This is a genomic window from Acidobacteriota bacterium (genome assembly GCA_038040445.1).
GTDB classification, from domain to species: Bacteria; Acidobacteriota; Blastocatellia; order UBA7656; family UBA7656; genus Onstottus_A; species Onstottus_A frigus.
Map to the genome: position 1 here is coordinate 108,744 of JBBPIG010000017.1, position 24,240 is coordinate 132,983.

Genomic DNA, 24,240 nt, shown 5'->3' on the forward strand with positions numbered 1-24,240 from the left:
CTCACCGTATGAGCACCGGTGAATTGGTGAAGCAAGTCAAAGCGCTACCGCGTCGTGAGCGACAGAAGGTCTTCAAAGCGCTCCTCGCACTCGAAGTGAACGAGCAAGCACATTCGCCAATGAAGACTAAGCGTGTGAAATGGCCGGATGTTGAAGCGCGAGCGAAGCGCATCTTTGGCAATAGCGTGCTTCCGAATCTGGTTCTGCTGGATCGCGAGGAAGAGACCCTCTGAACCATAATGGACCATTACGCTGACAGCAGCTTCCTCGTCTCCTGCTATCTATTGGACGCTAATACACCACTGGCAAAAGCTTACTTGTCTGGGACGAGCGTGCCACTGGCCTGGACGGCATTGCACGCGCTGGAGGTCAGAAATGCGTTCGAGTTGGGTGTCTTTCGCGGCCTGTTGACCGCAGCCGATGTTGCGGCAGCTTGGGCGAATCTGGAGAGCGACCTGAGGAGTGCCCGCCTGGTTCGTGCGACGGTTAAGTGGCCGGCTGCATTTCGCCGAGCGGCGCGGATGAGCGAACGGCATTCAGCGACAGCCGGCACGCGTAGTCTCGATATCCTGCATGTCGCTGCGGCGAAATCCATGCGCGCGATTGAGTTCATTTCTTTCGATGGGCGACAGCGGTCACTTGCGAGCGCTACCGGATTCCGAGTGGCACCCTAGTTTTGGCCCGCTCCTTCATATTGCGCTGGAGAGACTCGATCATTTGATCGGCAGTGTCGAAGGGACCGTACGTGCGGCCTCTGCGAATATCTTCCAGTCCTTCTTCAATCCGCCTGTCAATGAGGCTCTTGGGCGTGAGCGTGATCTTTCCCTTCTCAAACCTTGCTTCTAGCAGATCGCCTACATTCAAGCCGGCCCGTTCGCGGAGCGCGGATGGGAGCGTAACCTCACCTTTGGGTTTCACTTTGACTAACGACATATGAGTATCTGACTGGTTAGAGCTTTGCTAGAAAATCCAACTCGCTCTCAGTCTACCAGATGCATATCATCCGTCAATCTACTAGAAAGTATAGACGGCCGCTGTGTTTGTGTACTCCATCTTATGCTGATACTCGCTCATTGTGTCTCGGTGGCGCGCTTCTCCTTGGCCACTTTCTTAGCTTGCTTCTTCTCATGATCGAGACGAACGCGCTCCTCGATGGACATCACGATGTCAGGGGCAGGCTGTCCGAAGTGCTTGAAGTATATTTCCTCGATGAACTGCGGCAGGGGGAGCTTCCAAGGCTCCTGCTTGTGGTTGTCGAGCTTGCCCAGCTTCGCGGGGTTCATTCCCAGCTCGCGCGCCATCTGCACCTGGGCGTGGGAGAGATGGTGGCGCTTTCGCGCGTCGATCCACGCCTGCATCTTCTGATTTGGGTTCTTCGTCTTTTTGGCCACGAATCATTCTTTCTCTTGGCTGTCGTCCCATCCCCTCCGCGCTCTGACTTCATCGATCAGCGAACGCGTGCTGGTTGTCTGACCGCCTTTGTGCTGCCGCGTGTGCGATGGGCGGCAGCGGGTTCGGGAGGGAACGGTTCGAAGCCCAGCCACTTGCGATAGGCGGCGATGTAGCGAGCTCCCCTCGATCGCTGCGGAACCACAACATCGGAAGCTGCTACGACGTGTTCGGAGCCGTCCTCGCGACGACACCTCGCAGTCAGCCCGCGCCGCTCATTGCCATCGTAGTCGAACTCGATCAGCGAGACCGGTTCGCCGATGACGAATCCCTCACAGGGCACGGTGACGTGGTCTTCGAAAGCCTGCCGGAAAGCCCAGAGCTTCTCGTCATCGCGGTAGGCGTCGACCGTGATCTCCTCAATCAGATCGTCCAGAATGGTCCGTTTCTTGTCGTCGTGTTTGGGTCGGCTCATCGAATCCTTTTGTTTGTGCTTTGCTTGGGCATCTCTACTTCGTGACCCACCTACAAACGCCGCTTAGGTTATGTTGCCCAGATGCGTTCGTCAACGGTGACGTCGTCGGTCCTGCCCAGATGACGACGAGGTAGCGTGCGAATTTCAAAGCAGAATCGGGTAGCATCATCCTGAGGGCGCGCTCGATGTCTTTAGACCTGGTGGCCGGGTCGATCTGATAGAGGGAGCGAACGAACTCAGAAGCGATGTACTTCTTGTCGGCATCAGTCAGATGCTCGGGACCGAGCTGGACAGCTTCAGTTTCGCCGTAGTCACGGTCATTGATTTCAACTACGCGGCCACTGGACTCATCGACTACGATTCGAGTTCTCCTTCGGAGTCAGTGGAGTACGCATTCGTCATCAGTGATGAAGACGGTAAAAGGTCCTGGATAAGGCAACCGTTCTGGAGTGAGTTCGGGAAAGAGCTTTCGCAAGAAGTCGTCAGCGACAGCCAAGTATTGTTTGCTGGTGACGATGACTATCTCTTCCTGGTCCTCGCAAGCGTAGTTGAGACTATGGCTAAAGCGAAAGCCGTTCATGGACCAGGTAGAAGGGCAAACTGCGTTCCAATCACAAACGGCAATACCGATATTGAACGACCTTAGTTGCAGCCGTCTCCGGCGTGCGTGACTAGGAATGATCCTGGGACGCGGAGCAGCGCAGACTAGGTTTGCTCTGTGTGACACCCGGCAAAGCAATATGGTTTGCTAGAGCGGACCGGAGGCAAGCAGAGGGAAGGCTCTTTGCCAACCTTGGGTTCTGACCAAGCAGAGCCGTTTTCTGCTTGCTTCAAGAAATCATTGTCCGCCCATTTGTGACTTATTCTGCCCGTCTGAAATCAAACAAACCTCAGGAGCCGAGAGGCTGCCGAGACGAGGTCTATCCAATGCGATGAAAGAACAAATATCACTTGCCCGCAGTGTTGCGCGCATTGAGAAACCATCGCTCAGGCAAGTCTCGATGAACGGTTAGACGTATTGCCTTGCTCTACATTTTTGCAACAGCTGCTGAAGCTCGGATAGTTGCTTATTAATTTCGTTTCTTCGGCTGCTGAATTCGTATTCGACTCTCGCCTTAGCGCTTTCATTTTCGTGTTCACTTCTCTCTATTCGCTTCGAGAGTTGATTCTTCGGTATTGTGACTGACAAGAATTTTAGAAGGATTTGAAGGACGCCAAAAATGATGATTGGGCCAAGAAAAGTAGTTCCTAAAAACAAGAGAATGGGCCCCCCCATGTTTCCACCCCTCCCAAATTGATCAGATGGCCTCATAAGTGGCTGCGCAATAGACCATCCTATTGCAGCAGAAGGGAGAAATAAGATAGCGTACAACCAACCAAAGATACTGTCACTGCTCTTTCCTTTTATGTTTTCACGCTCCTGTTTTAGAGCGTAAACGTGTTGATTCATCGTGGCCATTTCTTGATTCATTTCCAAATCGAGTCGACGTAAATTACTCTCCGTAATTGAAATCTTCTCCGAGAGAGTATCTTCCGCAATTTTGAAAGCCTGCTCGCTCCATTCGTTAGCCTTCGGGAGTATGCCACTATAAGTGAAAAAGCCCCCTTTCTTGAATTCTTGCTCCAGAGTATTTGAGGCATTAATGTTTTCAGCTAAGCGGTTGTGCGCCCCAACTTTTTGCGCTGTTTCTATGGCGCGATTGAGTTGATCAATAGCATGCCGCGCTTTCTGTCCATACTCATCTTTCAGTTTGACCAACAGGGCTTGCACCTTTGGTTTTGGCGCAAGGTCTCCATCAGTCGTTGTCTTTACTGCGTAGAATCTTTCTGCTCTTACTACTCCTTCGAGCACTTCTGCGGCTTCTGACTCAGCGCCCCCTGCGGCGAGGGCCTTTGCCTTAACAAAGCCGGCCTCTAGCAGGGATGGCATCAGTGCGAGGGCTCTGTCGGAAAGCTCAACCGCATCTGCCAGTTTTCCTTGCGCGTAACAGGTGATGCCCGCCTGATGGTAAGATTCTGCGGCTGCGGCTTGCGGCATTATGGATTGTTCAGCCAAATTCGCACCGACACCGTTTGTAAGGACATCAAAGGCCCTCTCTGCATTTGGACCTGACTCTACAACAGCATACTTTGCCGCTTTTCTAAAGTAGGCCTCTGCCTTTGGCAGATCAAGGAGGTCTGGAGAATGGCGGTAAATCCTCCCGATAGTATGCAGCACAACATAATCAGTTTTTTCGCGTTTTTCTGCCTCCAGCAGATTGTCTATCGCATCTTGATAGAGGTCACTGTCAAGAGCGGCGTTTTTGTAATGTTTGAATCCCTGTTCAATAAAATACTGACGCTCTTTTTGTATATCAGGAATGCGAAGCAGAAGAGCGATGTTTCCTAGTAAAAGATTAGAGATTCTCTGCTGGTCAATCACCTGGGACAATCGCCAGTCAAGCATAGTAGCCATACGATCAACAGACATTTCTAGGGTCGAGAGCCCTGATGCAAGTTCAGAGAAGCCTTCGTCTAGCCTACCAACAACCATGGTGGCTGCATTTGTTATTGCTTCTGCTTGTTGGCGTGAAGCCTCATCAGTTGATGATCTCATTGCCTCGGAAGCTTTCCTAATTTCAGTTTCGTATGACTTGGTTTGAGAACGAATAGCAGAAGTAATATCAGTGGTGTACTCCTGCTGCTGTAGATATCGCTTCCATTGAGAATAAGCGGCCTCTCCCGATGCTACATTATGAACAAAGTTTGCCATTTACTCTGCTCCTTTGTGCAAGTTATCTATCCCGCTTGTACCTGGTGGCCGAGTCATTTGTTGTACAACCAAGCCTCAGCTTTTGTCATTGCTTCTTTTGCTGAGTATGCCTTGCCAACATAAGTCCAACCTGCCCAATCAACATAGACATCTTTGTCATAAGAACTCCATGCCACTTTGAAGAGTTGTCCACTACCCGAGCGAACTGTGCCGATTGTCGGTGCAGCCATATGTAAACTCCTTTCACTTTTTGATCCGTCGCAAAAGCGGTTGAAGCAGTACATCCCTTGTGATCTTTCTTAGGAGACGGGATTTAGACAGCAGAAAGGCGAAAGGTGGTGACACTTTATAGTAAGTAGTAACGAATATCCTTCCCCTTCTTGAGTTAAGCAGTACGTCATCTCGAAAACGACGAAATAGTACTACCTCTGGAGCAAGGGGGGAACCATAGGTTGCTGTTGCAATAAAGCAAACCCCAGAGGAGGTTTTCGGTTCGCGTAGTGTCGTACTGTTCAAAGGATTCACGCAACCGCATTCACAGGTTATTGACTCCAAAATTGTCTGGTCACAGCGGCCACACTCCACGCTAACCCGGGAAGGACTTCCACCTAAACCAATGCTAGTGCTTGAGCAATTGGGACAGCCCTTAAGATAATCCGCAAAGCGGTGAATCTTGCCGCATTTCATACACTCAACTGCTAAGTTCGGCAGATTCTCGACAAACTTTCGATCCTCAGAAGTTGAGGAATCCGAGAGCCCTTCAATCGCTCGGTTAATGCGCAGATTGTAAGTTGCAGGACCAACTCCGATTGGCTTCCATTCAATTTTCTTTTCAACATCAGATTCCATAAACAGTCTCCTTTCTAGTTCTGGCTTTATGGCAGATTTCCCCCAATCAGTCTCTTCGCCTAGTTCGTCTGGTACTGCTTTGAGAACAGATGCTCAGAATCAAGATTATTGATTCTGAATCGGGCCTACTTCTGTGAAGGCGGCCAGTCTATTTCTAAATCTTTTTCCTGTCAATCCCGACAATGCGGGATACTGCAATAGTAAGCGTCTAACTTCAAATCATCGTACTAAAAGCGGCGTGGAATGGTACCGCCGTTAGTACACCTAATCAAGTTGACAAAGTAGCGTAGCCCAGACTAGCCCGTCCAACAGTCAATCGAACTGCTCGACGATATACGCCAGCACGAAGTCCGAAGAGCTATCGAGCGAGACTACGAAGAAGAGTTCGTCAGCGAGACGTGACCGAGCTGAGTGAGCGAGAGGCGAGTCCAGCCGAGCGCGTCCGCGATGAGGGCATTCCGACGAGCCCGAGGTGCAGTGCTGGCGGGGAGCTCTTACGCTATTCAGACCGAGCGCCTAGAACCGGGTACAAAAATAGACCCCCGGGTCGAAATATGTACCCTGGGTACGAAAAATGTAGCCCTCGTTTGCTCCCACACCGCTGCCTGTTGAAGACTGAGCAAATGGCTGCTCGTGCTCGATGTGACGTGTCTGGGAAGGGACCTGAGTAAGATCGGCTTAGTGCGGGAAGTAAATAGAGCGGGTAGACTGGGTTCCTGTGGGAGCAGGTCGATACGCGAGCGGAGAAGTATTGGCGGACGAAGAGGCCTGGTTGACTGGCGTTTGAACCTGCAGGCGCGGCTGCAGAGAGAAGATATTCGTCTGAGCTATACGTCTGAAAACCGATACTCCGCGCGCAACGTAACTTCGTGTTTCGCGGTAGGGCGGCACTCTATAGCCTGAGTTAATGACTGCATTCTCACCTGCGTTATAGCCCGCCAGCACCAGGTCAATCCTTCCTTCAAACATCATATTGAGGGTTCTGACATACCTTGCGGCAGCGTCGATCGATTGCAGAGGATCGTGCAAATCGCTGAGGGTGAGTAAGCCATACCTACGTCCGGTCGCAGGAATGAACTGCATCAATCCGCGGGCTCCTTTATGCGAGACAAGCTGCGGGCGAAAGCGCGTCTCAAGGTAAGCGATAGTCCACAGCGAGCCGAATAGATCGACCTGATCCTCTCGCTTGCCTTGATTTTGGCAACCTCACTTCCGTTGGCGTCAATAGCGCTTTAATCGCGCCAAATATGTGGAGTGTTTTTGGCGCGAAAGAGGCTTAATTAGCAAGAAGTGTCGGGAACTATTGGCGCGCACAGAGGTAATTGCGCCAGATATGGTAAAATCGAATGGCGCGAATAGGTTTAATTGCGCCAAACATGGTCGAAGTCCAATGGCGCGAATAGAGCCTGATGGTTTGCCGGAACGATTACTGAAGACCGCATCGAAGGGGAACTAGAAGTGCCGAGAAAAGTGACCGCCAAGATCGATGAACAAGTGCTTGCGCATATCATAAGTTCGCCTGGAGGAATGGGCATCGACGCCCTGTCCAAATTGCTTGGCGACCAAATCAGTCGCCGATCACTCCAAAGACGTTTATCGGAATTAATCGCGGCTCGCAGACTGATATCCGAAAAGAAGGGGCGCTCGACCCGCTACTTGCTACCCCCGGCGGCAGGTGAAGCGAAGAGAGAGGAGAGTTCCGTTGCACTATCTCCATCAGGAGTCGAGGTAAGCCGGCAAGTGTGGAGGCCACTGGCTGAGCGCACCCCGGTTGGTTACAACCGCGAGTTTTTAGACAAGTACAGACCCAACAAAAGTAGCTACTTGACGCCAGAAACGATCGCGCATCTCAACCGTATCGGCCGTACTCCCGACTCAGAAAAACCAGCAGGCACCTACGCGCGTCACATTCTTGACCGGCTGCTGGTCGACCTATCGTGGGCATCGTCACAACTGGAAGGCAACACTTACTCGTGGCTTGACACGAAGCGGCTCATCGAGCACGGGCAGGCAGCCGAGGGCAAAGACGCGGCCGAGACCCAGATGATCTTGAATCACAAAGCTGCCATTGAGTTCCTCGTAGATTCAGCCGACGACCTGGCGTTCAACAGGCAAACCATTCTCAATCTTCATGCGCTGCTCTCGGATAACCTGCTGCCGGACCCTGGCGCCAGCGGTCGGCTGCGGCGCATCGGCGTTGGGATTAACGACTCGGTGTATCACCCGTTAGAGGCGCCACAGCTAATCGAAGAATGTTTTCAACAAGTCGTAGACACGGCCGCTGCCATTCGTGAGCCCTTCGAGCAGGCATTCTTCGCCATGGTGCACCTGCCCTACTTGCAGCCGTTCGAGAACGTAAACAAACGTGTCTCTCGGCTGGGGGCGAACATCCCGCTCGTCCGCCTCAACCTATGCCCGCTCTCATTCGTGGACGTGTCGGAGCGCGCCTACATCGCCGGGCTGCTGGGAGTCTACGAACTAAATCGCGTCGAGTTGTTGCGGGATGTCTTTGTGTGGGCCTACGAGCGATCTTGCCAGCGTTACGTCGCCATTAGCCAATCACTGGGGCAGCCCGACAGGTTTAGGCTCAGGTTCCGCAACGAACTTACTGAAGTAGTGAGCGAAGCCGTGCGCAACCTCGCGCGGCCCACTGTAGAAGTAGTGACCGCAGCAGCGGTGGACCGCGTGCCCCCGGAACACTTGGACGATTTCGTCCGAATGGCGGTTAGAGAATTAGACAACTTGCACGAAGGCAACTACGCTCGCTTCAAGTTGCGTCCGTCGGAGTACCAAGCCTGGCGAGAGTCTCTTCAGCGCGCGTGACACTTCACATGGCGCTGCTGTTACCACAGCAGAGCGCTGCTGGCGCCGGTGGTTCGCGGTCGCGGGCCGGGCCGGTTGGCCATGGCACCAACACGGGCGATGCCAGACTGGCGATGATCATTTGAATTCTTCCAGGAAGATCAAGCTGACCGGGGCAGTCGGAATCGGTCTAAAGGCGCTGCCGGTTTGCAAGGCCGCCTGGTCCTCAAAGGTCTTCTCCCATGCAGCGAAGTCGACGCGCAATGATTTTACGGTGCCACGGATTTCTCGGGTGATCTTGATGAAACTCTGCAATGCGCTGACCGCGCCGATCGGGTTGAGGTTGGTTGCGATGTTCATCCCGGCATTAGCGATGTCGTAGGCGAGCTTGAGTTTCTCGCCGGTGGTCAGGCCTTCCTTCGCGAGCTTGGAATCCTCCAGACCCGGATAACGGACAAAGAGTCGCGTGTAGTTGTTGCCAAATCGGCGTCCCTGGGGACCTTCGGTGGGTGTAACCGCGGCCATAAAGATGGGCGACAGCGTGACCTCTTCTTTTGCAAGCTTCAACAAGAGCTGCCCGTTTTTGGTCTCGACTCTCCTGATCTCCGCGAGTGTTAGTGTGAGGGATTCGAAATCTTGCTCTCTGGAAGAACCCGGATCAACCACCAGGTCTCCCAAGCCATCTTCCCCGGCGGGTTTTGCGGGCGGAGTCGGTTTGGCTTTCTTGTCGTACGAGCACAAGAAGATGAGCCTTAAGCGATCGCGCCCGAGCTCGCATTTGACGGCGTGGTCCTGCTTGTGGCCGCGCAACTGTCCGTAAAACGAGACCGGCAGATTCTGAGCGAAAACCGCATCGAAGCAGCGCATAGCTGAACGCCCATCGTTGGCCTGGAGGAAAACCAGCCCCATTAGTTGATTGGCTTCCGCCCCTAGCGGGAAAAGCGCGAGAGCCGTAGACAGATGATCGCCGGCCTCAGCCAACTGTTGCTTGGCATAGGCAAAGGGAATTGAGAAACCTCCCACACGATTCAGGTGTTGGCTTTTCTTATAGAGCTTCTTGGTCGCCTTGGCGCGTTGCTTGTAAAGAGCGGCGCGGTCGTCCATTCCGTTGAAGGTCAGGTTCATTGCTCGATTGAGCAAATTCGAGAGGATGCCTTCGGCCGCATCGACCTCCTTGTCGTATGTGTCGCGCTTGATCTCGATGGTTTCAAGGTGCAGGCCTGCTGCGTCTCGGGCGGCCGCGTCGGATTCCAGTTCACGAAACCGATTGAAGTACTGTTGCGCCCGTTCTACATTGCCCATGGCTTCATACAGCAGTGCCAATCTCCACTGGGTGGGTGCGAAGCTGGGGTCCGTGGAGGCAGCCTTTTGAAACTCCACCAGGGCACGATCGTACTTGCGCTCTTCGAGTGAGCGGGACGCCGATGAGTAAAGGGTGCGGACCTGGGCGCCCTTCTGTTCGGGCAGTTCGGCCAGGGCATTCAAGTCTGCGATCCGCAGCCGGACGCGGTCGGAGTCGACCGCCTTGGGAGACATCTGGAGATAGCGGGTGAGCAGGGCGGAAGCCTCGCCGGGTCTATCATTGTCTTCGGCGCAGTTCGCGAGGTCGAAACTATAGGTGGGGCTGTTGGCCGGAATAGAGCCCAGGCTCTTCAGTGCCTGACACAGACTCGAACTGCGGCGCGATGTCTTGGCGGGACTCGTGGCTGGGTCGCTGCTGACCGCGGCAGGGACTATGGAGGCATCCGGCTTTTCGGGTCCCCCTTGAAGCGAGGGCGGCCCCTCGTCGAGCGAAGTCTCAAAACCGATGCTATCGACAAGGCCGTTTACGCTGTCGACTCGACCGCGGTCGGCATCTTTCCAGGCTATAGCCTGCTCGCCGGTAACAAGGGCGCTTCGCAGTTGTTGGAGTTTGAGTCTTCGTTTGGGGTCCGGGCTTGCGCTAGTCGCCTGATCCAGATATGCCAGCGAGGTAGCAATGTCGCCTGTGCGCTGATAGCAAAGAGCCAGATCGTAAGAGAGAATCGCGGTCGATTCCCCCAGCTTCAATGCATCCTCGAGCGCCTCCGCGGCAGGTTTGAACTGGCCCTGATCGTAGAGCTTATGCGCCTTGCGCAGTGCGTCCTTAACCCGGTCATGAATCTCTTCGTCGATGTGCTTGATTCCCTGGATGGCGTCTTTGGTTTCCCAGAAAGCCTGGGAACTGACATAGCGGGAGCGGGCATCAAGCAATTGACCTGATTTCTCCAGGCCCTTAGCCTCCCTGATCAGGTCATTTGCTTGCTGCTCGAGAGCCTTCTTCTGAGCCTTTTCCTGATCGTCGGCAAAGGCCACGGGAGCCGACAGCAAAAGAAAGAAGGTCAACGTCAATGTTAATGCTATAGCAGATTTCATGGTTACGCTCCCTATAGTCGAATTGGGTAAAGGTTGCAATTGTTGAAAGGATTGGTGGCCCCTGGAGGATTCGAACCTCCAACCAAAGGATTATGAGTCCTCTGCTCTGCCGTTGAGCTAAGGGGCCTTCTGCCTTCAAACCGTGGAGCCATATAAGTCCGCGTTCGCTTTGCATGATGCCACCGCGCACCCGTTGGCAAACTTGCATCTTAGTTGCGCGAATTTCGCAGTGTCAAGCTTGAGCACTCTTCCATACTGCACGACGAACGAAGTGGTAGCGATGGTGATGTGATGATGTAGTTGCGAAGCCTTGGACTCAGGTAACAAATAGATCGCAATGATCGCTACGCATCTCAACTCATCGAGTTCGCACTGCGGAGGTGTTGCTCAGTCCCCATCGGGCGGCACTGTCTCCAACTGCTGGGCGCCGCCCACAACAGGCGCGGCTTTCATGAGCGCAAAGTAAACTATGCCCGACACGAAAAATCCTACGAACCAACCATAGTCATAGAGTGGCCTCATCACCGGAATCAGCGCTCGCCCCTCCCCGAGTATCGGTGCACCTCCCCACGCCATCGCGCAACCGAGCAGCGTGGCCGCTACCGCTCGCCAATTCCAGCCGCCGGCGTAGGTGTAGATGCCGCGCGTCTTGTACAGATCGCCGAGCGCGAGGTGCTTGCGTCTTATCAACCAGTAATCGGCGATTAACACTCCGGCAATCGAGCCTAGTCCACCTGAATACCCGCCGAGCCATTTAAAAACATAACCCGAGGGATCAGCCAGCAATCTCCACGGCTGCATCACGATTCCCAGAATGCCGGTAATCAGCCCGCCCAATCGAAACGTGATCAAGCGCGGAAAGGCGTTTGCAAAATCGTTAGCCGGAGAAACGACGTTGGCAGCGATGTTGACCGATAACGTCGCGACTACCACCGTGAACATCGAGATCGCCACTACGACGGGCTGAGTGAATTGACCAACTAACTGCACCGGGTCCCAGATCGTCCTTCCGAAGATAATAGCCGAGGCAGACGTGATGATGACGCCCATTGCGGCAAAGACTACCATCGTTGCGGGCAGCGCTACGGTTTGCCCTATCGTCTGATCGCGCTGGCTTCGGCTGAATCTGGTGAAGTCAGGCATGTTCAGCGAGAGCGTGGACCAATAACCGATCATGCCGGTAAGCGACGGGATGAACACCTTCCAGAAAGCTCCGAAGCTGCCGAACTTGTCTTCGCCGTGCATAATCGCGCCGAGGCCCTTGGCTTTCCACAACACCCAGACCATCAGTGCGAGGGCCATAACCAGCACGAACGGCGCGGCCCAGTTCTCAACCTTGCGCAGCAAATCCATGCCGCGATAGATGATGTAGATGTTGAGCAGCCAAAAGAGCAGAAACGAGATGTATTCAGTCGGCGTGTGCCCCGCGATGAGCGCAGGAGACCCGATCTTATCGCCGAGCAGCGTCTGCCATCCGGGCCACACTACGCGAATCAACGTGTGCACGGCCTCTCCGCCGATCCACGCCTGAATGCCAAACCACCCACACGCGACTATTGCGCGCATGAGTGCGGGCAAGTTCGACCCTGTCGTCCCGTAGCTTGCGCGCGCGAACACGGGAAACGGAATGCCGTACTTCGTGCCGGGATGTGAGTTCAACAATATCGGCGCGAGTACGATTACGTTTCCCAACAAAATCGTCACGAGCGCTTGCCACCAGTTCATGCCCAGGTCTATCAGGCTCGAAGCGAGCATATAAGTCGGGATGCAGTGAGCCATGCTGATCCACAATGCGGCGTAGTTGTAGGTGGTCCAATTGCGCTTCAGAATGGGAACAGGCGCGAGGTCTTCGTTCCACAACGGGCTATCGGAGACGTCTTCGTCGAGCTCGACGAAGTCCCGCGTATAAAGAGTCCCCAGAGAGGCCATGCGTTCCTCCGATGAATGGGTTAGCGCATTCTAGCAGCATCATCGCTTCGATTCATCATTTTTGTCGTTGGGATTTCTCTCCAGGTACGGTGTGACGCGTTCTTCGAGCAGTTGAACCAGCTCCGGATCCATGAGCTCGAACTGGTCGGGAATGTACAAACAGATGATTCGTTTGCGCAGATAGATTTCTTTGAACGCGGAGTGAATGATGTTGCGCTGCCGCTTCTCCATGACGAAGATCAAGTCGGCCCACTCGAGCAGCTCAGTTGTAACCGGTACGGTAGCCTGTTTGCCGACACCGGCTGATTTGACCTCTAGTTGAGGACGGCCGCTGAAGACCGTTTCCGCAGTCGGGCTGCGCAAACGGTTCGCTTCGCAAACAAACAACACCTTCAGCTTTGTAGCCATCTAACAACCTTGATTTGCAGAACGTTGCGCAGTGCCTCTCGAACGTTCACCTTCATGCAGCGAAACTCAAGAACCGGATACGCGCATGGCTAGGGGTTCGAAGCGCGGTCTCTCGAGCGCTCCTTCGTTCGAGCGGTTTGCTGCGTGCCGATTCCTCAATCGTGTTGAATCGTGTAGTGGTGTCGTTGACCCAGCAAGCAGATAATGCCACCTGGCTGGTCAACAATGACGGTGAAGAAGCCCGTGATGTCACGGCCCAATACGTCGATGTCCAGCGATCCCAACTCCGTTACCGCGGCGTAGTGACCGCGGAATACAACCTTGCCGGAATTCTCGCGGGTCAGCCGAATCTGAGTTTCAACGATGACGGAATCGGCGCCGCCACCCAAACCGCTGATGCCTTCGTGTGCTGTTATCGGTTGGAGACTCAGCTTTGCGAGAGTTGCCGCGCTGAACACGGTGCGATCGGCCCCGGTGTCGACCAGAAACTCGACCCACTCCCACGAATCATCGCCAGCCAAGACCTCGCCACGAACCATGGGTCTCACGACGCCGTCATCACACATTAGCCACTTGCCATTTATCAGCATAGATACGGGCCATTTTCTCTCGAGGGATGTAGCGAAGCAGGGTACTACCGTTGTCTTCCGGATGTGCCGCTCTCGCCTGAGCAAGGACCTCTTCAGGGGTGTCAGCCACAAATAGTTCTTCACCCGCAACGCAGATGCACTTGCCGCGATGGCGCGAATAAACCTCTGGGATGTGAGCTTGCAACCACGCGGAGTTGCGATCAAAGCGCTCGTCCTGTGCTCGAGCCTTGGCCAACTCTTCGGGGTCGGTCACTTCTTCCATCACTATATTGCTTTGCCAGTCTGCCATGCTTAAGTCCTCGCGAAATAGGATTGGGTTCAGTGCCATTCTATCTTCGGTGCGGCGCTTGGGGCAATGCGAGGGTTTGACGGGGCTAGTGGATCGTATCGAGCAGGCGGTCTGCTTTGGCGGGCTGTCATCTGCAACGTAATTCCAGATATCGAGAATCAGGGCGCGCGAGCGGCTTCCTGAGAACTTGGCGCATTAACGTTGCTTTCTCCGCTTACTCTGCGCGAGCCGCCTTCGCTTTCGCGCTTCAGCTTTGATTGCTTCCATGTCGAGGGGGCAGAGTCTCCGCTGCCGAGACCCTCCTGAATGTCATTGCGAAGCCGCTCGAGTTTGATTTGCTGTCGGTGGGTCATCCGCCTCAGAAGGCCTCGTCTTCGCGCTCCAGCAGAACAAGGTTCGGCAGTATGCGGTTACCAAAGATGCGCTTGGCTCGCGCTTCCACGTCCGGCCATTTCACCGGCTTGGTGCTCGTTGCAAGGCGCGCCGGCTGATCTTCCTCGAGTGCAAGGACCGCGCTTAGGAATTTGCGCCGCTCACGAGGCGGCAGTGCTTTGACTTGCTTGATAAGCTCGCCGGTGCTCATGCCGTGAAGAATAGCTTGAGAGCTTTCTAGCTGCAAGCAATGCGCGATGTGTCGCTATGTGTAACTACCAGGCTGAATGCCGAACGGCCTACCCACCTTGTCAAGTTCTGCTTTGACGCGCTCCTCGTTGTAGCCGATCTGCCGAAGCAGCTTGGTGTAGTTCGCGATGGCGCCGCGCAACTGCGGATGCTGGTGGCCCGTGTCGGCGGTGAACCGGAGGAATATTTCCAAGTGGTGCCGCATCAGCGGCTCGGCCTCCGAGAGCCGCTTCGTGGCTTGGAGCAACAGCGCCAGGTTGTTGAGGCGGATGGCGACGTTGGGATGGTCAGGGCCGGAGATCTGCTCGTCAATCGCCAGCGCGCGGCGCATCAGCGGCTCGGCCGCGTAGCGGTCAGGCGCTTCTCTCCGTGGCGCACGCCTTCGCTGGTCTCGCTGGCGGCGCTCTCGAGTCCTTCCAGTCCTTCTTGCTTCAGCCGTTCAAGAAAGTCTACGCACGTCACATCGCCTGCAAACTGACCGAGAAACACGGCGGCAGTCTCGACTGCGAGCGTGAAGCAGCCCAGCAGCCTTACGATTTCTTGAGCGGCTTCGCGTTCGGCGACGCGCGAAAACCTTTCGCCCGGCTGGAAGCTCTCGATCAGATCGAGTGCATCCGCTTCCGGCATTTCGTCCACGGCAACAAACGCGCGATCTTGATGCCGCGCAAAGAGATCGTTCTCCCCAAGCCGCGTGGTGGCGATGACGTGAAGCCAGTCGACGCCGGGCAGGCGCTGCGTCTGAGCCGGTTCGAGCAGCGCGGGCCGATCGACGTTGTCCAGAATGAGCAGGCATCGGTGCGGCTCGCGGGCATCGGCCAGGCGGCGCAACTCGGCCAGCACTCGCTCCCACTGGAGTTCGGTGTCTATCTTCTCGGCGTCGGTAAACTCGATGCCGAGCGCAGGCGCGAGCGTTGTGATGGCGGCGACGAGGTCTTCGCGGCCTTCGCAGCGGACCTGCCAGCGCCCGCCGCCGTATTCGTGCGCGAATGCGTGGGCGTACTCGATGGCGAGCGCGGTTTTGCCCATGCCTCCAACTCCATGCACCGCAGTGAGCACGCCGATCTTTTTCAACGCGACGGTTTCCTGCAAGCGGCGAAGTTCCCTCGTGCGGCCGATGAAGTGCGCGTTGTGCGCGTCAACGTTGCCGAGGCTCTGCTCGAAGCGTTCGCCGCGCAGGATGCGTTCGGCGATCCGTTGGCTGAGTTTCTCCATACGCTCGTGCACTTCGGCTTCGCGAAGCGCCTGCTCGCCTTCGTGATACCACGAGCGCAGATCGAAGTGCTGGCGACGGCGCAACTCCGCAATCCAATCTGTCGAGCGCTGGTCGAAGTCCTTGTCCTGCCAGCCGGGCACTTCGACGAAGTAGATAGGCGCCACGCCCTCGCCCACCAGAGCCCGGGCGACTTCGTTCTTGACGTACTCATAAAACTCCCATTCGCAATACTCGCTCTGGAGGTAGTTGGGCGAGACAAAGGCGAGCAACAGACGAGACTCGCGCAGCCCTTGCAGGATGCGGTGACGCCAGTCGTCCATGCCTTGAATATCAGTGATATCGAAGAACGGACGGAGCGGACGGCCGGCAAACGACTCGAAGTCGCGGCCAATGCGTTCGACGAACTCGGTGATGCGCCTTTGCTCATTGTCCCGGCGCGAGTAAGAGATGAAGAGGTCGTATGGCATGATCCATCAATGGCTCACTCATTCGCGCCTCGAACCGCCTGGTTCAGCACGATCAAGCCTAGCATCGTGCTCTTGGCTTCCGCGACATAGTCGGGAGTGTCCGGAAGCCTGTTCGCAACCCGCAAAGCGTCCGCAAACCGGCCTTCCTCAACCAGCCTCTGACACTCTTCTACTGCCGTTTGAAGCAACTTCCTGCTGCTGATCTCACCCGCCAACTCATTCTTGAAATGCGTTACGTGCTCGCTTCGATCCTCCACCCGAGTGACCGCCTCGGCAGCCTGGTCAAGCTTTCCCTGCGCGACCAATTCCTGAACCTCGTTGAATGTGTCCTGCATAAGCTTCGCCACCACCCTCTCCTCGATCTGGGGAATAAGCTGCTCTTTGAGTTGCCACATGAAGTTGTCGCCAGGAAGGGCCTCGACCATCGCGAGCGCTTCCTCTATTCGCCCTTCCTGTACGAGTCGCTGCGCCTCGGCAACCACCCTCTCAGCGGTGTTGGCCGTCTGAGCGTAGCTGTCCAATCGCCATAGGAGTGCGCGCTTCTCGTCGTTGGTATCGGGTAAGCTCTCGAGGATCCGCCGAGCTTCTCCAAGGTTCCCGGCCATCGCATACGTTTCAGCTTGCTTCAGAGCAGTCCGTGTCTCCAGCTTCGTCTTTCGACGAAGCCGCGTGCCTTCCGGGTCTCTAACCGGGGCAGTGAGCCCCTTCGCCAGGTTAATGGCCAGATCGCGCGCGCGAATCGGAGTTTCCTGGTCTTGCTTGATACGCTCGGCGAGCCAATCGCTATCGACGATAAACGGATTGAAGCGCAAACTCGCATCGCAGTGCGGGCAGCGGGACTCGAGGCGCGCGTCGGCCCACGCTTCATCGGGCAGCCCCAGCATGGGAGATCGATCCCGCCTCAGGTCGTTTTCGCGAGCGATCTCCTCAAGTGTGTCTATGATTGTTCCAGACACCGCGAACCGCATCCCACACGAGCGACAGGCTGCGGTGATCTCGTCGTCCCAACTCCCCTTAGGCTGGAACCCCGCGATGCGAAACCCCCGGTTGAAGAACCAGTAGAGCGCCGGGAAAAACAACAGCCCCATCGCACCCATCGCCGCGATAAGAATCAGCCCACGCAGCCCTCCCTTTCCGGTGATCTTCGCGATATCCGATATCCGCCAGATGGCATATATCCAGCCCGAAAAAAACAAAAGGAACATCAGGAACTGACCAGCCTGGGAGTTGATACGCAGGACCATTCGGTGAAGAGGCCGCACTCTTCCGAATCGCCAAAGCCTCATCGCCGTCACCCACGGCGGCCCGATGTCAAAATTCCTCATCTCGAGAAACCGGACGCTTCCGGCCCCATCACCCGTCACAACCGTGTTGCCTCTCACGCCGAACGCGGAGACTGTCTCCGGCTGCGCAGCCAGACCTACACATCGCCCGGTTGCGACATCAACCACGTAAAGCGTCCTGCCATCATCCGTCGCGACAGCCAGCTTTCCGTCGCCTGTCAGTTCCGGCGCACGCAGTTGACCGCAATCCCACGGAAGCGTCCGAACCAGCCGTCGATGCCGAAGATCCCAAATCTGAAACGTCCTGTCCGCAAACGTCAGCACCGTCCTTGCGTCGCCACTCAACACCAGGCGTTGTATCTTACAGTTCTCGTTCCGAACGATGCCGACCTGCTGGGCTTTCTCGAGATCCCAAACGCCAAAACTATCACCCCGCCCGCACGCGACCACCAGCCGGCCATCGGCCGTCACTTGCACCGTAGTTATCTTCGCCAGGAAGTCTTTTCCGAAAGAGTCGATCGGGATTCGCCTTCTGAACTTGCCTTCGCCGATATCCCATATCGACAGGCCACCATCAAGACGGTGCTCGCCACCCGAGACCGCAAGGCGTCCGTCGGGAGTTATCGCAAGAGCCTTGATGCGATCGCCGCTTCCCCAGATCGTTTTAAGCGGAAGCGCCGTGTTGAGGTCCCAGACAACCGCGCCGTCGCCCAAGTCACTCGATTTGTCGCTGACGAGTCGACGACCATCTGGTGTTACAAGCAGTCCTTCACCAACGTTCAGGCCGTAGAGCTGGCGTCTTTCCAGGCGCGCCTGCTTGGTAGTGTCCCAGCTATCTATGTCGGAGGAGCTGGCTGTGAGCATTTTCGGTCCGGTAAGCGTAAGCGCCGCGATCGAGTTTGACTGGTCCAATTCGGTCCGGGGAGTTCGTCCGGCTTCGATATCCCAGACGTTCAGCGCTCCCAACCCCGAGGTAACCGCCAGCCGCGCGTCTGCGGATAGAGCAACCGCCGCACCAGCGAACGACAAGGCTCTCAGCACCCGGTAGCGCCTGACGCACGAGTCATCTTCCAGATCCCAGAGCGCCAAGGTTCCGTCAGTGGACAGGCAGGCTAGAAAGCGGCCGTCGGGAGTCAATGATACCGAGTCGGCTTTTGAAGCGTGCTTCTCGAGATTCCTGAACTGGCCGCTTGAAAGATCCCAGATGCGCACTCTGCCGCCTTCTATTACCCCAACGGCCTTTAGTCCGTCAGCAGACAATGCAAAGGATTTCACGTAGCCACTCTTAGGAAGAACGCGCAAGCGCTGACCTCCTCCCAGGTCCCATTCGGTGACGTGTTTCTTTCCTGCGTTGCCGGTCATCACGATCAGCCGGCCTTCTGGTGTCGCAGCCAATGGGCCTGTCTGAAAACCTGGCCAAACGGTCTGCAGGCAAAGGCCGCGCTCGACGTCCCAAACGCGCACCGTCTTGCCGTCAGCGGAAGCCGCGATCCGGCCATCAGCGGTGACGCTCACCGATTCCACCGGACTCGAATGTCCTTCGAGGTTCTTGATGCATCGGCCGCTGGCGAGGTCCCAGATCCGAAGCGAAAAATCCTTTCCATCTCTTTGTGTTGAGCCGCCGCCCGAAATCGCAACTCGCCCGTCTGGCGTGATTGCTAAGGTGTTGACCGCGCTAGTGTGGCCCTCCAGGATCTGCAAGCACCTGCCGGTCTTCGTGTCCCACACTCGCAACGTCGCGTCCGAGCCACGCGACACGGCAAGCTCACCGTCAGCGCTCAGAGCAAGGCATCTCCCGAAGCCGGTGTGTCCGGTCAGCGTCCGCAGCAACGCCGGATGCGGGTCGTAGCTGGGCCGGGATGAAGCCCGCAGTAACAACACCGGTTCTTTAAACTCGGGATCATCGACTAAGCCAGACGCCGCCGTTCCAACCGGTCCATCAGCAAAGAGGTTGTGTGCTTGCTGGGCACAAAAGCCGGCCCGCCCGGCGTGCTTGACCAGGTTGTGAGCCTGACCGCTCACGAATCGTTGGAAGGCGCGAATGCGATCGACTTGCGTTTGTTGGCTCGCAATACGTTCACAGTCGGCTTCGATCTCTTCATCGGTTACGGGTCGAACTGCGCGCAGCACCTCGGGTAAGGCGAGCGCGAGCTCTTGTGGCGATGGGTTCAGGATCGCATCGGCTCGATGACGGGCCTGTGCTTCAGTCCACGATCTTGCGTAGGAAACAATCTCCTCGGCGTACTTCGCGACGTTGAGATCGAGCTGCCTCCTTCTCTCCGAGTCCGCTCTCGCCTCCGACAAAACGTCGAGCGCGGCCGAGTAGTCCTGCACAAGTTCGAAGGCCATCCCGCCCGCACACTTCGCCTCGATAAAGCTGAGATCACAGAGGCTCTCTTCAAGGTCTCTCCACAACTCGGCGCGGGTGAGCTGATGAGGAAGCTCGGATAGCTTGCGAAGGTTTGGCGACGAGGGCTTCTCCAGCCAAAGTGCTTGTCGCGCGAAGTAGCGCGCCAGCGACTCGTGCCGTTCCCTTCCGCCTTCGCGGAGAAACTCGCCGGCCGCAACTTCGTTGAGCCGTCGATGATAAAATGCAAGCAGCGACGTTCCGTCCGCACTCCGCTCGGTCAAATAAGGCTCAAGATCGAAGTAAAGGCGCGACCAGACGACGACTGGAATTTGTCGCCGGCCCGCGCCGGTTTCCGGAATCTCGTGTTTGGCATGAAGACAAAAGTCTTCGTATACCTCGTCGTCACCGGCGAGCACGTCCAGCATTTCGTCCTCTGTCAGACCGCTCCTGGCGGCCGCCAGGAATCCCAGGCTGCGCGAAACCAATAACCCGCCGTGATCTTCGGAGAGACGCCCGAACATCTCATGGATCATTCCGTCTATGTCGTCGCTCAGTTCAACCGGCGGGTTGTAAGATTTCCAACGGCGAGCAACCTCGAAAGCCAGCCTCAGATTGAGCGGCAATCCGTTGCGTGCAAACTTGCCCATCACCTCCTGGCTCTGCGAGGTCTGCAAAGTTCTACCGGCATCAGCCAGCCAGAGGTCGAGCAGGTTGCGGCCTTCTTCGGGTGACATCCCTTTGAGCTCCTTGAGAGCGGCGGATGGGAGTTTCCCCGAAACCGCCTGCAGGCACTCGCCGGGCAAAGTCGACGCGATCAGATGTACGTGCTCGGGCAATTCAACAGGAAGCCAGCCGAGAGCCCGCGAGTTGTTTGCCCCCGATAGCTGATCAAGCGCGTCCAGGAAGATGACAAGCGGACGTTCGGCCGTGGCCAGCGTCAGACAGCTCGCGAACTGCCGCACCAGCGACCGGTAGTCTGCCGGAATCGCAGCCTCGTCTTCGCCGTAGCGGCGCGAGACCTCGCGGCATAAACCTTCAAGCAGCGCGCGGCCATCAACAGAGACCGGTGTTGCCCCGATGAACCGCGCGAGCACTTCAAAGTTTGGCTGCGAACCCTGAACACGCTCGATTGCGCTTGCCAGCAGGGCCGACTTCCCCGACCCGGAAGCTCCGTGAATCACGAGCGGATGTCTGCCGCCTCCCACGATGTAATCCGCGATCGACTGCAGTTCTTCACTCCGGCCGATGAAGAACTTCGACAACTCCCTGCCAAAGTCCCGATGATGAGCGATTTCTTCGGCCAGCGGCTCCACGCTCTCGAACCGGGCGACTTCGCCCAGTATCGCTTTTGAAAGAACTCTCCACGCGTCGACGCAGAAAGTCGGCGGGTTTTCCATCTGGTCATTCAGCCTGAGGCAGGCGTCCAGTGTTTCGGGCAAGTCCCCGATGTGACCGTGCTCAATTGCCCCGCTTGCCCACTGCGTGTCGTAAACGCGGACGTTGTTTGGAAGATGGCTTTCCAGCTTGCGCTTGAGGTCGTCCAAAAGAGCGCGCGCCTGTTCGTCCACATCTCCGTTTTCTTTTACGTCGATGAATCTGCGGCCCTCTTCCGAGCTGCGGACATCGCGCGAGAGGTCATCCGGATTTGTGATTCGTCTGAAAAAACAGAAGACGTGCTCGCTCGCACTGGACGATCGCAGCGCCCCGCTGACTATCTCTTGCTCGGTTGCGGATGCGGAGTACTTCACGCGCTCGTCCGGCTCGAGGTTGATATGTTCGACTGCCCGAAGAAGGATCGATCTTAGAGGTTGCTCGACCCGTTCGCGCCAAACTGCGTAGTCGGCGAACTCGCCCGAGCGCGGTTGAAGACAGTAGAGCGGCGGGACGGCGTTATCGTCTCTCCTGTACCATTCCAACAGAAGTGACCGCGCCGCGCTATCAGCGACGTGCGCATCGATCTGTTCGAATTCAGCGGCGGGTATCTGAGCGGGCAGAGGGCGCCATCCATATCGATCTCCGAGGAGCACAAGAAAATTCGGGCGCGGCGTCACCCTCTGGCAGCGCGCGATCTCATCGAAACAGATTTCGAGGGTTCGCTGATCGAGCGCCGCTTCCTCCCGGACTCCCCAGCGAAGGTCGATCGCTTGAAAGCGGCATCCGTGCCGCGCGCACAGCTCGCGCAGCCTGGGAAACACGTAGCGTTGCAACGCGTTGCGCTCTTCTTTCAGATCGCTGAAGGTCGAGCTTACAAAGATACGAAATGTCTTGCTTGCTTGTGGCATAGGGCCAAACTACTACCCTCAAGTGGCTTCAGAACCCCGCGCCCGGCAGATGGCGGTCGCGATCGTAAGGCGGGTCTTCGTGATCGGGCATATCGTAATCCGGCCAGTCCTTCATCCACTGGCGGCGCGTTTTCTCATCCGCGTAGTACTTCATCCAGAGATAAGTGTGCTCTTCGCTGCCGCTCCCGATCAGGTCGATGTGCCACGCGGAGTACTCGTCAAACACCATCGCCCTGGTCTCCTCGCGCAGCACTTCGATCCACAACAGCGTGTACAGCTCGCGGTCGCTCAGATGGTTGGTGCGTTCGACGAATACCCGCATACGCGCGAGAGCTTCGATCACTTCCCAGAGCTTCGCAGTCAGCTTCTGATCATCCATCGCCTCCGGGTCCGGCAGCTCGACGCCCGCCTCTTCGAGTTGCTGGTAATGAGTCGTCCACGGAGCACTTTCATAGGCGACAACGCCGCGCAAGAACTCTTCCTCCAACTCAGGCGATAGATCGTCAGACTTCCAGCCGGCTACCTCGCCGCCAGTTAGCTCGGCAGCCTGGCGCTCCAGCTCATCGATTCGTTTCTTGCGCTCGGGGTCGTCCCTTCCGTTGCCACCATTGATTGACATATCTAACCTCCGGACTTTGTCTATCGCAAGCTTTACCAAAGTGAGTGCGCCCTGCCGGGCGCACACGAAAAAGGGAGACCGCCAACCCAGCAGTCTCCCGAATCTTACGCCAGGTTAGCAAAAGCAAGAACTCGAAAATAATCTTCGCCGCGACCTGGATGTTCCGCGGGTTCAAGCTCGTCGTAGCCGTGCCGAAGCCCGGCGCCACTGTCAACTTCTGATTCGGGAACGCCCCCGTCGTGTTGAACATCACGTTCTGAATGCGGCCGAAGTTCACACGGTTGAATGCGTTGATAGCTGAGGCGCGCGCGGTTACTAATGCTGATAGCGGACACGCGACGAAGGCTACCTATTACTTTTTACCCGCTTTCTGCATCAGCGTCGCGATAAAGGCAATCACCATCAAGCCAACACCGCAATAGATTCTCAGGTCCGCGACTAAGATCAGGTATTCACTGCGGGGTAGATCCTTTGCCCAGTTGATCACAGCTCCAACGAGCTGCGCAGCAGCCACATACCCTAAGAATCCGGCAAACACTGCCGCGCCCGTTGCGGCGGGCAATGCTCCCAGAACGGTGCGAGCTTTCTCTCCAAACTGATCGAGCGAGCCCCCGCCCGCCACAGGCGACGGTTGCTTTTGGCCCTCCGTGGTCGCATTAGGCGTTTGCGGCGTGACCGGGAGCTTACCGTTAGGGAGGTTCGCGTGAGCCGGTTGCCCGGTTGTGACAGCGTCTGTAGTTGCCGCTTTCCCTGCCGACGTAGACTCGATTGGCGAAGAGGGCGCCGGAGGTTCCGTCCGGCGTTTGTGCGGCTCGCTACTGGGCTTGGCTTCAGCCGATTGGCCGTGCACGGGCGAGGGCCCAGGAGAGGTAACAGAGTCACGGGCCGTCGATTCGGCATTCGCAACAATCGGCGTAACGGCGGTGACCCCGCTGTCACCGGACGCTTGAGTGACTCGTTGGTTGTTAGCGGCTGGGTTTGCACTACCCGCATTAACCGCTGAAGGACCTGCGTTCGGTGGCCGCGATTCCTCTTCAGCGGTCTGGCCGGGAGGGACCGTCGAGATCGGTTCGTTGAGTCCCGGCGCGACATAACGCAGGATCTTCTGGAAGGCGTCACGCTGAAACGGTATGACTTCATAGTAGCGGAGGCTGGCAGGAAGGTCGCTTGGCCCGAGGCCACCGGCAACCACCGTTATGAGGTTGCCCACCTTGCGGCCGGAGCGCTTCTCATTGATGAAGAGCCCCCACTCGGCTTCAACCCACGAGGATGTGACGTTAGCTTTCGAGCTCGTAACAACTATCATATGTTGGGCACTATCGAGCGCGTCGTCTATCTGCTTTCGGTAATCGGAGCTTGCAAGCTCCGGCAACGATTCTTGACTGAAGAACATGCGTAGCCCATGCGACTTAAGAAACCGATAGATCTCTTCCGCATATTGGTAGTCCGTGCTTCTGGCGCTGATGAAAATCAGAGGTGTCATACCAAGGACATCGTTCTCTCTAGATGACGTTAGCTGGCCAAGGCA

At 56.5% G+C, this 24,240-nt stretch carries 21 protein-coding genes and 1 tRNA gene; 3 read left to right on the forward strand and 19 right to left on the reverse strand.

Annotated features, from left to right (window positions below; genetic code table 11):
- Window positions 1–8 precede the first annotated feature (8 nt).
- Window positions 9–233 (forward strand): hypothetical protein, encoded by a 225-nt coding sequence (locus AABO57_18455; GenBank protein MEK6287704.1) that lies wholly within the window; start codon window positions 9–11, stop codon window positions 231–233.
- 415 nt (window positions 234–648) lie between these two features.
- Here the strand turns inward: AABO57_18455 and AABO57_18460 are convergent, their stop codons facing one another.
- The 3 genes from AABO57_18460 to AABO57_18470 form a co-directional block, all read right to left on the reverse strand.
- Entirely contained in the window at window positions 649–933 is a 285-nt protein-coding gene (locus tag AABO57_18460; GenBank protein ID MEK6287705.1) for an AbrB/MazE/SpoVT family DNA-binding domain-containing protein, read from the reverse strand.
- Between the two features lie 137 nt (window positions 934–1,070).
- Window positions 1,071–1,391, reverse strand: coding sequence for a hypothetical protein (locus AABO57_18465; GenBank protein ID MEK6287706.1), 321 nt, complete (start codon window positions 1,389–1,391; stop codon window positions 1,071–1,073).
- A gap of 56 nt (window positions 1,392–1,447) precedes the next feature.
- Window positions 1,448–1,864 (reverse strand): hypothetical protein, encoded by a 417-nt coding sequence (locus AABO57_18470; protein ID MEK6287707.1) that lies wholly within the window; start codon window positions 1,862–1,864, stop codon window positions 1,448–1,450.
- A 271-nt stretch (window positions 1,865–2,135) separates the two neighbouring features.
- On the opposite strand from AABO57_18470, the gene AABO57_18475 reads away from it, so the two are divergent.
- On the forward strand, window positions 2,136–2,510 hold the full coding sequence (locus AABO57_18475; protein MEK6287708.1) for a hypothetical protein: 375 nt from the start codon (window positions 2,136–2,138) through the stop codon (window positions 2,508–2,510).
- A 363-nt stretch (window positions 2,511–2,873) separates the two neighbouring features.
- Here AABO57_18475 and AABO57_18480 read toward each other — a convergent pair whose 3' ends face one another.
- The 3 genes from AABO57_18480 to AABO57_18490 are packed head-to-tail and all read right to left on the reverse strand — an operon-like array spanning window position 2,874 to window position 5,465.
- On the reverse strand, window positions 2,874–4,616 hold the full coding sequence (locus tag AABO57_18480) for a hypothetical protein (protein MEK6287709.1): 1,743 nt from the start codon (window positions 4,614–4,616) through the stop codon (window positions 2,874–2,876).
- Window positions 4,617–4,669: 53 nt separating this feature from the next.
- On the reverse strand, window positions 4,670–4,846 hold the full coding sequence (locus tag AABO57_18485; GenBank protein MEK6287710.1) for a hypothetical protein: 177 nt from the start codon (window positions 4,844–4,846) through the stop codon (window positions 4,670–4,672).
- Between the two features lie 13 nt (window positions 4,847–4,859).
- Entirely contained in the window at window positions 4,860–5,465 is a 606-nt protein-coding gene (locus AABO57_18490; GenBank protein MEK6287711.1) for a CFI-box-CTERM domain-containing protein, read from the reverse strand.
- A 1,458-nt stretch (window positions 5,466–6,923) separates the two neighbouring features.
- On the opposite strand from AABO57_18490, the gene AABO57_18495 reads away from it, so the two are divergent.
- A complete protein-coding gene (locus tag AABO57_18495) occupies window positions 6,924–8,288 on the forward strand; it encodes a Fic family protein (protein MEK6287712.1) in 1,365 nt (454 codons plus the stop codon).
- A gap of 117 nt (window positions 8,289–8,405) precedes the next feature.
- Here the strand turns inward: AABO57_18495 and AABO57_18500 are convergent, their stop codons facing one another.
- The 13 genes from AABO57_18500 to AABO57_18560 all read right to left on the reverse strand — a co-directional run bounded on the left by AABO57_18500 (window position 8,406) and on the right by AABO57_18560 (window position 24,195).
- Window positions 8,406–10,661 carry a tetratricopeptide repeat protein gene (locus tag AABO57_18500; GenBank protein ID MEK6287713.1) on the reverse strand — a complete coding sequence of 752 codons (2,256 nt, stop codon included), beginning with the start codon at window positions 10,659–10,661 and terminating at the stop codon, window positions 8,406–8,408.
- A gap of 52 nt (window positions 10,662–10,713) precedes the next feature.
- Window positions 10,714–10,788: transfer RNA gene (locus AABO57_18505), tRNA-Ile, on the reverse strand.
- Between the two features lie 260 nt (window positions 10,789–11,048).
- On the reverse strand, window positions 11,049–12,590 hold the full coding sequence (locus AABO57_18510; GenBank protein ID MEK6287714.1) for an NCS1 family nucleobase:cation symporter-1: 1,542 nt from the start codon (window positions 12,588–12,590) through the stop codon (window positions 11,049–11,051).
- Between the two features lie 39 nt (window positions 12,591–12,629).
- A complete protein-coding gene (locus AABO57_18515; protein ID MEK6287715.1) occupies window positions 12,630–12,998 on the reverse strand; it encodes a phosphotyrosine protein phosphatase in 369 nt (122 codons plus the stop codon).
- A 155-nt stretch (window positions 12,999–13,153) separates the two neighbouring features.
- The gene (locus AABO57_18520) at window positions 13,154–13,537 is read right to left on the reverse strand and encodes a retropepsin-like aspartic protease (GenBank protein ID MEK6287716.1); all 384 of its coding nucleotides are present in this window, start codon (window positions 13,535–13,537) and stop codon (window positions 13,154–13,156) included.
- A gap of 19 nt (window positions 13,538–13,556) precedes the next feature.
- Entirely contained in the window at window positions 13,557–13,877 is a 321-nt protein-coding gene (locus AABO57_18525) for a hypothetical protein (GenBank protein MEK6287717.1), read from the reverse strand.
- Between the two features lie 158 nt (window positions 13,878–14,035).
- Window positions 14,036–14,230 (reverse strand): hypothetical protein, encoded by a 195-nt coding sequence (locus AABO57_18530; protein MEK6287718.1) that lies wholly within the window; start codon window positions 14,228–14,230, stop codon window positions 14,036–14,038.
- A 5-nt stretch (window positions 14,231–14,235) separates the two neighbouring features.
- On the reverse strand, window positions 14,236–14,496 hold the full coding sequence (locus AABO57_18535; GenBank protein ID MEK6287719.1) for a hypothetical protein: 261 nt from the start codon (window positions 14,494–14,496) through the stop codon (window positions 14,236–14,238).
- A gap of 18 nt (window positions 14,497–14,514) precedes the next feature.
- The gene (locus AABO57_18540) at window positions 14,515–14,829 is read right to left on the reverse strand and encodes a tetratricopeptide repeat protein (GenBank protein ID MEK6287720.1); all 315 of its coding nucleotides are present in this window, start codon (window positions 14,827–14,829) and stop codon (window positions 14,515–14,517) included.
- Window positions 14,829–16,178 carry a toll/interleukin-1 receptor domain-containing protein gene (locus AABO57_18545; protein MEK6287721.1) on the reverse strand — a complete coding sequence of 450 codons (1,350 nt, stop codon included), beginning with the start codon at window positions 16,176–16,178 and terminating at the stop codon, window positions 14,829–14,831. Before AABO57_18545 ends, AABO57_18540 begins: the two co-directional genes overlap by 1 nt.
- A gap of 14 nt (window positions 16,179–16,192) precedes the next feature.
- Window positions 16,193–22,093, reverse strand: coding sequence for an AAA family ATPase (locus AABO57_18550; protein MEK6287722.1), 5,901 nt, complete (start codon window positions 22,091–22,093; stop codon window positions 16,193–16,195).
- Window positions 22,094–22,121: 28 nt separating this feature from the next.
- Window positions 22,122–22,712 (reverse strand): hypothetical protein, encoded by a 591-nt coding sequence (locus AABO57_18555; protein MEK6287723.1) that lies wholly within the window; start codon window positions 22,710–22,712, stop codon window positions 22,122–22,124.
- 352 nt (window positions 22,713–23,064) lie between these two features.
- Complete coding sequence (locus tag AABO57_18560; GenBank protein ID MEK6287724.1) at window positions 23,065–24,195, reverse strand: TIR domain-containing protein; 1,131 nt, start codon at window positions 24,193–24,195, stop codon at window positions 23,065–23,067.
- Between the last annotated feature and the right edge of the window lie 45 nt (window positions 24,196–24,240).